Genomic DNA, 9,093 nt, shown 5'->3' with positions numbered 1-9,093 from the left:
ACGATGAACGGGTGACCTCCATGAGCAGCGACGACACCACCGCGGGGACGGCCGTCCCGGTGCGGGCGGCCGTCCCCGGCGGAGCGACCGCGCTGACCGGGATGGACCCGGTGTGGAACCATCCGCTGGTCGGCCGGGTGTCCCGGGTCGGCCGGCGGCTGCGGCAGACGGACCGCTCGCGGCCGTGGCTGCTGGACACGGCGCTGGTCCTCGTCATGGTGGCCCTGCTGTGCGTGCCGGACCTGGTGCCCCACCACCACGAACGGCACGACCAACTCGCCAAGGCCTTCACCCACCTGTCGGTCGCGGCGACCCTCGCACTCCAGGCCGGACAGGTGCTGCCGCTGCTGTGGCGCCGCAGACGGCCGTCCGTGGCCTTCGCGCTGACCGCCACCGTCTTCCTGGTCCAGTGCGCCCTGGGAGCCTGGCTGCGCGTCGCCGTCGCCGTCCTGGTCGCCCTCTACAGCCTCGCGCTGCACGGGCGGCTGCGTCACCTGCCCACCGCCTGCGCCGTGACGGTGAGCGGACTGGCGCTGCTGGCCGTACGGATGCGCTCGGACGTGTCCGTCCTGGACGGCCTGTTCCTGCTCAGCACCACCATCGTCGCCGCGGTCGCGCTGGGGCTGGCCGTACGCATCCGGCGCGCCCAGGTCGCCGGACTGCGCGACCGCGCGGCCCGGCTGGAGATCGAACGCGACCAGCGCAGCCGGCTCGCCGTCGCCACCGAACGCACCCGGGTGGCCCGCGAGATGCACGACATCGTCGGCCACAACCTCTCCGTCATCATCACGCTCGCCGACGGCGGCGCCTACGCGGCCGACACCTCCCCGGAACGCGGCAAGCAGGCCCTGCTGCTCATCGGTGACACCGGCCGCCAGGCGCTGGGCGAACTGCGCCGCACCCTCGGCGTGCTGCGCGAGCAGACCCAGGCTCCCCGGCTCAGCCCCCAGCCGGGCCTCGCGGACATCGACGCGCTGTGCGCCCGGATCCGCTCCGCAGGCCCGCAGGTCACCTACCGGACCGCGGGCACGCTGGACACCCTGGACCGCGGCATCCAGCTCGCCGTCTACCGTATCGCCCAGGAAGCCCTCACCAACGCCCTCAGACACGCGGGCCACGACACCCGGATCCGGCTGTCGGTGACCACCGCCGACCCGCTGGTGCACATCGAGGTCCACGACACCGGACCGCAGGACGGGACCGTCCGGATCCGGGCGCCCCACGACGAAGGACACGGACTGGCCGGAATGAGAGAACGCGCTGCCCTGTACGGCGGGACGGTCGTCGCGGGCCCCACGACGGACGGAGGCTGGACGGTCCGGGCCACCCTCGACCTCACCCCGCCGGCCGGCCTGCCGGGCCCGGCAGGTTCCGCCGACGCGCCGGGCCGGCCCGGGCCCTCCGGTTCACGGGGCGAGCCCGACCGGACCGGTCTGCCGGGCGAGGTCGCGGCGGGGGGCGCGGCATGACCACCGTGCTCATCGTGGACGACCAGCCGTTGCAGCGCTTCGGCTTCCGTATGCTCCTGGAGAGCTCCCCCGAGACCGTGGTCGCCGGCGAGGCGGCCCACGGCGGCGAGGCCGTCCGCCAGGCCGCCGAGCTCCGCCCGGACGTGATCCTGATGGACGTCCGGATGCCGGGGATGGACGGCATCGAGGCGACCCGGCGCATCGTCGCCTCCGGAGGCCGCTCCCGGGTCCTCGTCCTGACCACCTTCGACGTGGACGAGTACGCCCACGCGGCCCTGCGCGCGGGAGCCAGCGGATTCCTGCTGAAGGACGCCCACCCGGAGGAGCTGCTGGCCGGGATCCGCGCGGTCGCCGCGGGCGACGCGGTGATCGCCCCCGCCCTCACCCGGCGTCTGCTGGACGCCTACGCGCACCATCTGCCGCGGACCGCGCCGGACGCCGGCGCCGAGGGCGACCCCCGGGTGCACTCCCTGACCGAACGCGAGCACGAGATCCTGGTCGCCATCGGCCGGGGCTGGACCAACGGGGAGATCGCCGAACGTCTCGTCCTGTCGGAGTCCACGGTGAAGACCTATGTGGGCCGCGTCCTGGCGAAGATCGGGGCGCGCGACCGTGTCCAGGCCGTCATCCTCGCCTACGACCTCGGACTCGCCCGCCCGAATCCGTCGGACTGAACGGCGTCCGTACGGCGGGAGGCGAGGTGTGACGCGGTGCGGTGCGGTGCGGGTCACGGGTGGAAAAACTATACGGATGTGTTTAGCGTGGTAAGCTTACGTTAGTTGCAGTTGTGGTTCCCGAACTTCAAGTGCCTTGGCGGTTGTATGCCGCCGGGCGTTTTTTGTCTTTCCGGTGCTTATCCGGACGGGGTTCATTGTGGCGACGCTGGGGCTCGCAAAGTGTGAGCCCGCGGGCACAGCCCCGAAGGAGATGACATGGCTACTGGCACCGTGAAGTGGTTCAACGCGGAAAAGGGCTTCGGCTTCATCGAGCAGGACGGCGGCGGCGCCGACGTCTTCGCCCACTACTCGAACATCGCCACCTCCGGCTTCCGTGAGCTTCAGGAAGGCCAGAAGGTGAACTTCGACGTCACGCAGGGCCAGAAGGGCCCGCAGGCGGAGAACATCACTCCCGCCTGACGTCGAAACGTCTGAGAAAGTTGGGGCCCGCCCGTCAGGGTGGGGCCCAACTTTTTGTTTCTGCATTCTATGGAAATCCTTGGTCCGGGAGCTCGACCTCAAAGCCCGGCCCTGAAATTCTGGCCCCGAAGCGTGGCCTTGAAATCGGCTCGTTCTGGCAATTCGTCCGGCTGTGTCCTGCCGGGAATTCCTCGATGCGTGCCCTCGAGGAAGGTTCTGCATGAGCCGTTCAGTCCGTCCTGAAGCCGGTTCGAGCGGCGACGCGCGCCGTCGCGCCACCCGCCAGGGGGATTTCGCGTCCCCGGACACCGTCGCCCCCGCCCTCCCCCCGGTCGCGGCCTTTGGCGAACTGGACCTGCCCGACGCGGTGCAGCGGACCCTTGCCGAGCGCGGTCTGAGCGAGCCGTTCCCGATCCAGGCCGCCACCCTGCCCAACTCCCTCGCGGGACGCGACGTGCTGGGGCGCGGCCGCACCGGCTCGGGCAAGACGCTCGCCTTCGGCCTGGCGCTCCTCGCGCGCACCGCGGGCCGGCGCGCCGATTCACGCAGGCCGCTGGCCCTGATCCTGGTCCCCACGCGCGAACTGGCCCAGCAGGTCACCGACGAACTCGCCCCGTACGCACAGTCGGTGAAGGTGCGTCTGGCCACCGTGGTCGGCGGCCTGTCGATGGGCCGCCAGACGGCCGCGCTGCGCGAGGGGGCCGAGGTCGTCGTCGCGACGCCCGGCCGTCTCACGGACCTCGTGGAGCGCAGGGCGTGCCGCCTGGACCGGGTGGACATCACCGTCCTGGATGAGGCCGACCAGATGGCCGACATGGGCTTCATGCCGCAGGTGACCGCGCTGCTCGACCAGGTCCGTCCCGACGGCCAGCGGATGCTGTTCTCGGCCACCCTGGACCGCAACATCGATCTGCTCGTCGAGCGCTATCTCCACGACCCGGTGGTCCACTCGGTCGACCCGGCGGCGGGTGCGGTCACCACCCTGGAGCACCACGTGCTCCAGGTGCACGGCGCCGACAAGTACGCCACCGCGACCGAGATCGCCGCACGGGACGGGCGCGTGCTCATGTTCCTGGACACCAAGCACGCCGTCGACCAGTTCACCAGGCATCTGCGCAGCAGCGGGGTGCGGGCCGCGGCCCTGCACGGCGACAAGTCCCAGCCCCAGCGCACCCGCACCCTGGCGCAGTTCAAGGACGGCCAGCTGACAGTGCTTGTGGCCACGAACGTCGCGGCCCGCGGCATCCACGTCGACAACCTCGACCTCGTCGTCAACGTCGACCCGCCCGCCGATCACAAGGACTACCTCCACCGCGGCGGCCGTACCGCCCGGGCCGGCGAGTCGGGCAGTGTCGTCACGCTGGTCACGCCCAACCAGCGCAAGGACATGGCCCGGCTCCTGTCCGAAGCGGGCGTCAGGGCCCGGGTCACCCAGGTCCGCTCGGGCGAGGCCGAGCTGAGCCGTATCACCGGAGCCCGGACGCCCTCCGGTGTCCCCGTCGACGGCAGCGCGCCGCTCCCGACGCAGCGGCAGCGCGGCGGCGAGCCCTTCCGCGGCCTGGGCAACCGCCCGGGGCGCGGCGGACGCGGCGCCGCCGAGGCCCGGCAGCTCGCCGAGGCCCGCAAGGCCGCACGGGTCCGCCGGGGCGCGTAGTCCGGGTGGTGCACGGCGCCCCGCCGACCCGTCGGTTGGACGGCCGGACGACCGGCCGCGCAGGTCGTGCCTGACGCGGCCGGTCGGTCGGCGGTGCCCTCCGGACCCTCGCCGGGCCCGGGGGCTCAGGGGAGCAGGGGCAGCAGCCAGCAGTTGGAGAGGGTGGCCTTGCCGGCGAGCCGGTCGACCAGCCACGAGATGGCATCGCCCTGGTCCGTCAGGAGCGGGGCGAAGTGGTTGACGATGTTCTTCTCCCCGAGGCTCGGCAGATTGACGGGAACGTACGTGACGTCGGCGCCCTTGCCGCACCAGTCGACGGCGAGTTTGCGGACCTGACCGTGGGTCACCATGTCGTCGTTGACGCCGGTGACCACACGCACCGGAGCCGCGGGCTTGAGCGTGCCGATGCGCTGGGCACCGATGAAGGACTTCAGCCGGGGCTCGCTGTCGACCACCTGCGCGACCGAACTGCCTTCCGTCGTCCACTGCGTGCTCGACACCGCCCCGAGACCGAGCAACGCGTCACCGACGCACATGGTCGAGGTCCTGTCCAGCGCCGCCCGGCCCGCCGCGTTGAGATGCGCGTCGATGACGGGCCCGAGCGACGGGTCGCTCTGCACCATGCCGTTGACGGACCAGCCGATGGCCGCCGCGAGGGAACTGCCGTCGACCCCCTTCATCACTTCGTTCAGATCGGCCGGCGGCGCCCCCGCGTAGGTGCCCGCCAGGGGGACGTCGGGTGCGTACGAAGGCTGGAGCTCGGCCGCGGCGGCACTGGCGCCCCCGCCCTGGCTGTAGCCGTACAGACCGACAGGCGACGCGGAGGTGACGGATGCGCCGGCCACCGCACGGGCGGCGCGCGCGACGTCGAGGAGGGCGTGCCCCTCGTCGACGCGGTTGACGTAGGTGTGGACGCGGTCGGTGGTGCCGAGCCCCGCGTAGTCGGTGACCGCGACGGCGACGCCCCGGCTCAGGATCCGGTAGATGGCCAGGGCCTCGTAGCCGACGGAGACGGAGCCCTCGTTCAGGGCGATGGGGTGTTCCAGCGCGAGGGAGGCGGAGCACTGGTCGCCCTGGCCCATCGTGCCGGGGGCGAAGGCCACGACCGGGCGGGGACCCTTGCCCTTCCAGGCGGCCGCCGGCTCGATGTAGGCGCCGGTCACGGCCATCGGCCGGCCGGCCGAGTCGGTCGAGCGGTACATCAGCCGGGTCGCGGTGCCGGGCAGCGGGCCGTCGACCCCGGGCAGGCTCAGTGCCAGGGGAAGCGGTTCGGTACGTATCAACGTGCCGTTGGTGTCCGGCAGTTGGGTCGGCGGTGTGTAGAAGGGCGGGACGGCCGGGGCGAGCGAACCAGCCGCCTGCGCCGCGGCCGCGGCGGGCTGGGCGGCGGCGGGCAGGGCGGTGGCGCCCAGGCCGCACACGGCGACCAGTGCGGTGGTCAGCAGACGGCTGTGGGCGAGGGCGGGACGCCGTTCGCCGGTGGACTGTGCTGTGGGGGAGTGCTGGGTCCGACGGGGCGTCTCCATCGAGACGCCTTCGGGTCCGGACGGTCCGATCGATCGCTTCATGCGGCTCGCTCCTGTCGATACGAGGTCCGGGGCACACGGCCCCTGGAGTCGTGGGGAGTCGTTCGAGATGGTGCGTCGCGCATGCCGACCGCCGGACGGTCGCAGGGTGCGACGACCGTCCGGGCTTCGGCGGTTGGGACAGCGGGCCCGCTCTTCGCGCTCTCTCGGACCGAGACAGCGGCGCACCGGCGGGCACGGGTACTGAGGCTCTGGCCAGGAGCCTTGGTGGGGTGGGGTTCCGGGGCCGCCGGTCTGGTACACCGAGGGCGCCTGGAGATGACTCACGAGTCAGTTACTCGGGAGTTACATCGGCAGAGTAAGACGGCGTGTCACTGAGTGACAAGATGTCTGCAAGCGCCAAATGCGACTCTGGTTATGCTGCGTCGACCAGACGCATTGGGGTGGGGAGCGACAGTGCACGAGGTATCGGCTGCAGAGCGTTCGGCGTTACTGGACCGGGCCGCACGACGGCCCACGCTCGGCGAGCGGCGCAAGTCCGCGCTCCGCGTGGAGATCGCGCATGCGGCCATCCGCCTGTTCACCGCGCAAGGGGTCGCAGGCACCACGGGGGAGGAGATCGCGCAGGCCGTCGGCATCTCGGCCCGCACCCTCTGGCGCCACTTCCCGACCAAGGAGAGCTGCGTCAGACCGCTGCTGATCGAGGGCCTGGACGTCGTCGCGGAGGCACTGCGTGCCTGGCCCGCGGACACCTCACTGCGTGACTACCTCGACGACGTGCGCGCCTGGAGCGATGCCTTCGCACCGCAGGAGGCCGTCTGGGAGCTGATCTCCCTGACCCGTACCGATCCGGGACTGCACGCCGTATGGCTCCAGGTCCACGACGACGCGCTGCCGGTCTTCGCCGAACTTTTCGCGCGCAGGGACGGGAGCAGTCCGGACAGTCTGCGCGTGAAGGTGCACGCGGCGATGTTCAACGGGGCGCTGCGGGCAGCGGTGGAGGACTGTCTGACGGTGCCCGCGGGGATCCGTTCGGACGCCGGGCTGAACACCTCCCTGCGCACCGCCCTGCGTGCGGCGGCCGAAGGACTGCCCTACTGAACCGGTATGACGCGCCGCTTGAACTGCCAGGACGCGCCGCTTGAACCGGCATGACGAGCCGCCTGAACCGGCATGACGTGCTGCTTGAACCGCCACGACACGCCGGGCGGCCGAGCGCCCCCTCGGCCGAGTCGCCCGGCGGCTCGACCGTGGGACCGCCCACCCGCCCGGCGTTACCTCCCCCGGGTGTGACGGGTGACCTCTTCGGGGATGCGGACGGCGGCCGGGGCCTGCGATGCCCCATGATGAGCGGGCGATGACCACGCCCCGCACGCTTCGCCCCCGCACCCCGGCACACGGCCCGCCGCTGCCCGTCCTGCGGGCGGCCGTGTTCGCGGTCGTCGGAACGGCTCTCGGGGTGAGCGCGCACCATCTGGTCACCGAGGGGCCCGCGCCCTGGCGGCACGGCACACTGGCGGCCGCGGCGCTCTTCGGCGTCGGACTCGTCGGCGCCCGGCGCCCGCGCTCCCTGGCCTCGGTCGTGACGGTCTGCGCCGCAGCGCAGGCCGGGCTGCACCTCTGGCTGACGACGGCGCCCGCGCGCCCCGGCCCGCCGGCGACCCCGGCCGGACACCTGGGGCACGCGGCAGAAGCCCCTCGGACGTGGCACGGGCACCCGCCGGGCTCGCCGACGATGACGGCGGTGCACATCGTCGCGGCCCTGCTGGTCGCCGTACTGCTGCACCGCGCGGACACGGTGTGCTGGTCGCTGGCGCGCGGTCTCGACGCGGCGGCCGTGACGGTCCGGGCGCGGACGTCGACGGCCTGGGCCCTGTGCCGCGGCCTCCGTGTCCCGGCCGAACCGGGGCCGCCGGCGCCCGTGTTCGCCCGGCCGGCCAGGCGGCCCCCCGAGGAGTCGGTGCTCGCCGGCGTGGTGGTGCGCAGGGGTCCGCCCCGGGGCGCAGCCCACCCGCGCCCACCGTTCCTGCCGGGGCGGCGGTCCGTCCGGCCGCTCCGCGCATCCCACACCTGGAGACACCCATGTTCCGCGTCGTGAAGCGGTACCGCACCGCCCGACACCTGCCCCTGGCGGCCGCGGCGGCCGCCGGTGCCGTCCTGCTGGGCGCCGGCCCGGCCGCCGCCCATGTGGAGGTGGAGTCCGACAAGGCCCAGGCACTCGCCGAGCACGTCGAGATCGCCTTCGACGCCGAGTCGGAGTCCGACACCGCGGGGATCGCACAGATCCGCGTCGTCCTGCCCGAGGGCATCGCCCCCGCCGACGTGACATACGGAGAAGGCCCCCAGGGCTGGCAGTTCTCCGCGAACGCCGACGGATACACCGTCAAGGGCCCCGCCCTGAAGACCGGTGTCGACGCCGCGTACTCCGTCGTCGTCAGGCAACTGCCCGACGCGAGCAAGCTGGCCTTCAAGACGCTCCAGACCTACGCCGACGGACGCACCGACCGCTGGATCGAGCTGGACGAGAACGGGGAGAACCCGGCGCCGACCCTCCGGCTCAAGGCGGCCGCGCCGGGAGCGAAGCCGGTCGCCCCGTCGCCGACCGCGACCCCGACGGCGAGCGCGTCCGCGTCGCCGGCGCCCGCCGCGGAGGGATCCGCCGCCTCGCCGTCCCCGCAGGCCGCCGAGGCGGAGAAGGACGACGACGGGCTCTCGGCCGGCGTCTGGGCGGGCATCGTCGCCGTGGTCCTCGCCGTGGCCGCCGGTGTCGCCGTGTTCGTACGCCGCCGGGGCGGCGACGAAGGCTAGCCGGCCGCAAGGTGAAGGCCCCTGCGTCCTCCGGCGCAGGGGCCGTACGCCCCCACGGCACCGCCCTCGGTCGCGAACCGTCCCGGGACGGTGAACGCGAGACGTCGGCTGGCACTCAGTTCCCTAAATTGCAGCACTCGGTGCCATCAATGGGTTCTGACCTGCCCGGGACGATTTTCGGCCAACGCCTCGGCGGTCGATCGTCTGCCTGATCGGGTCAGTCGCTACGCCCGTAGACGAACCCTCTTTCCTGTCCGGCACTCAGTGCTGCAAAATGAGGGTACTGAGTGCCGTTGAGGAGAGCGCATGTCTGACTTCGACCTGTACCGCCCGTCCGAGGAGCACGACATGCTCCGTGACGCCGTCCGTTCGCTGGCCGAGGCGAAGATAGCCCCGTTCGCGGCGGTGGTGGACGAGGAGGCGCGGTTCCCGCAGGAGGCGCTGGACGCGCTGGTCGCGAACGATCTGCACGCCGTGCACGTGCCGGAGGAGTACGGCGG

9 protein-coding genes are annotated in these 9,093 nt (G+C 72.5%); 8 read left to right on the top strand and 1 reads right to left on the bottom strand.

Translation table 11 applies throughout. The annotated features are described in order from the left end of the window. Positions 1-101: 101 nt before the first annotated feature. The 4 genes from ABT085_RS39445 to ABT085_RS39430 all read left to right on the top strand — a co-directional run bounded on the left by ABT085_RS39445 (position 102) and on the right by ABT085_RS39430 (position 4,259). On the top strand, positions 102-1,469 hold the full coding sequence (locus tag ABT085_RS39445) for a histidine kinase (protein WP_351619711.1): 1,368 nt from the start codon (positions 102-104) through the stop codon (positions 1,467-1,469). Beyond that, positions 1,466-2,143, top strand: coding sequence for a response regulator (locus tag ABT085_RS39440; protein WP_351619708.1), 678 nt, complete (start codon positions 1,466-1,468; stop codon positions 2,141-2,143). Before ABT085_RS39445 ends, ABT085_RS39440 begins: the two co-directional genes overlap by 4 nt. A 258-nt stretch (positions 2,144-2,401) precedes the next feature. Beyond that, positions 2,402-2,605, top strand: coding sequence for a cold-shock protein (locus ABT085_RS39435; protein ID WP_073800008.1), 204 nt, complete (start codon positions 2,402-2,404; stop codon positions 2,603-2,605). A gap of 220 nt (positions 2,606-2,825) precedes the next feature. Then, the gene (locus ABT085_RS39430) at positions 2,826-4,259 is read left to right on the top strand and encodes a DEAD/DEAH box helicase (protein ID WP_351619704.1); all 1,434 of its coding nucleotides are present in this window, start codon (positions 2,826-2,828) and stop codon (positions 4,257-4,259) included. 125 nt (positions 4,260-4,384) lie between these two features. Here ABT085_RS39430 and ABT085_RS39425 read toward each other — a convergent pair whose 3' ends face one another. Beyond that, on the bottom strand, positions 4,385-5,785 hold the full coding sequence (locus tag ABT085_RS39425; protein ID WP_502982927.1) for a lipase family protein: 1,401 nt from the start codon (positions 5,783-5,785) through the stop codon (positions 4,385-4,387). Between the two features lie 456 nt (positions 5,786-6,241). Between ABT085_RS39425 and ABT085_RS39420 the strand changes: the two genes are divergently transcribed. The 4 genes from ABT085_RS39420 to ABT085_RS39405 form a co-directional block, all read left to right on the top strand. Further along, complete coding sequence (locus tag ABT085_RS39420; RefSeq protein WP_351619698.1) at positions 6,242-6,886, top strand: TetR/AcrR family transcriptional regulator; 645 nt, start codon at positions 6,242-6,244, stop codon at positions 6,884-6,886. Positions 6,887-7,142: 256 nt separating this feature from the next. Then, positions 7,143-7,883, top strand: a complete 741-nt coding sequence (locus tag ABT085_RS39415) for a hypothetical protein (RefSeq protein ID WP_351619695.1) — start codon at positions 7,143-7,145, stop codon at positions 7,881-7,883. Beyond that, positions 7,868-8,593 carry a DUF1775 domain-containing protein gene (locus tag ABT085_RS39410; protein ID WP_351619693.1) on the top strand — a complete coding sequence of 242 codons (726 nt, stop codon included), beginning with the start codon at positions 7,868-7,870 and terminating at the stop codon, positions 8,591-8,593. The genes ABT085_RS39415 and ABT085_RS39410 overlap by 16 nt, the downstream gene beginning before the upstream one ends. A 306-nt stretch (positions 8,594-8,899) precedes the next feature. Further along, a partial coding sequence (locus ABT085_RS39405) for an acyl-CoA dehydrogenase family protein (RefSeq protein ID WP_351619690.1) occupies positions 8,900-9,093 on the top strand: 194 nt, incomplete at its 3' end.

It is taken from the genome of Streptomyces sp. NPDC002265 (assembly GCF_040296125.1).
Classification (GTDB): domain Bacteria; phylum Actinomycetota; class Actinomycetes; order Streptomycetales; family Streptomycetaceae; genus Streptomyces.
This window is presented reverse-complemented; position numbering and strand designations above follow the sequence as displayed.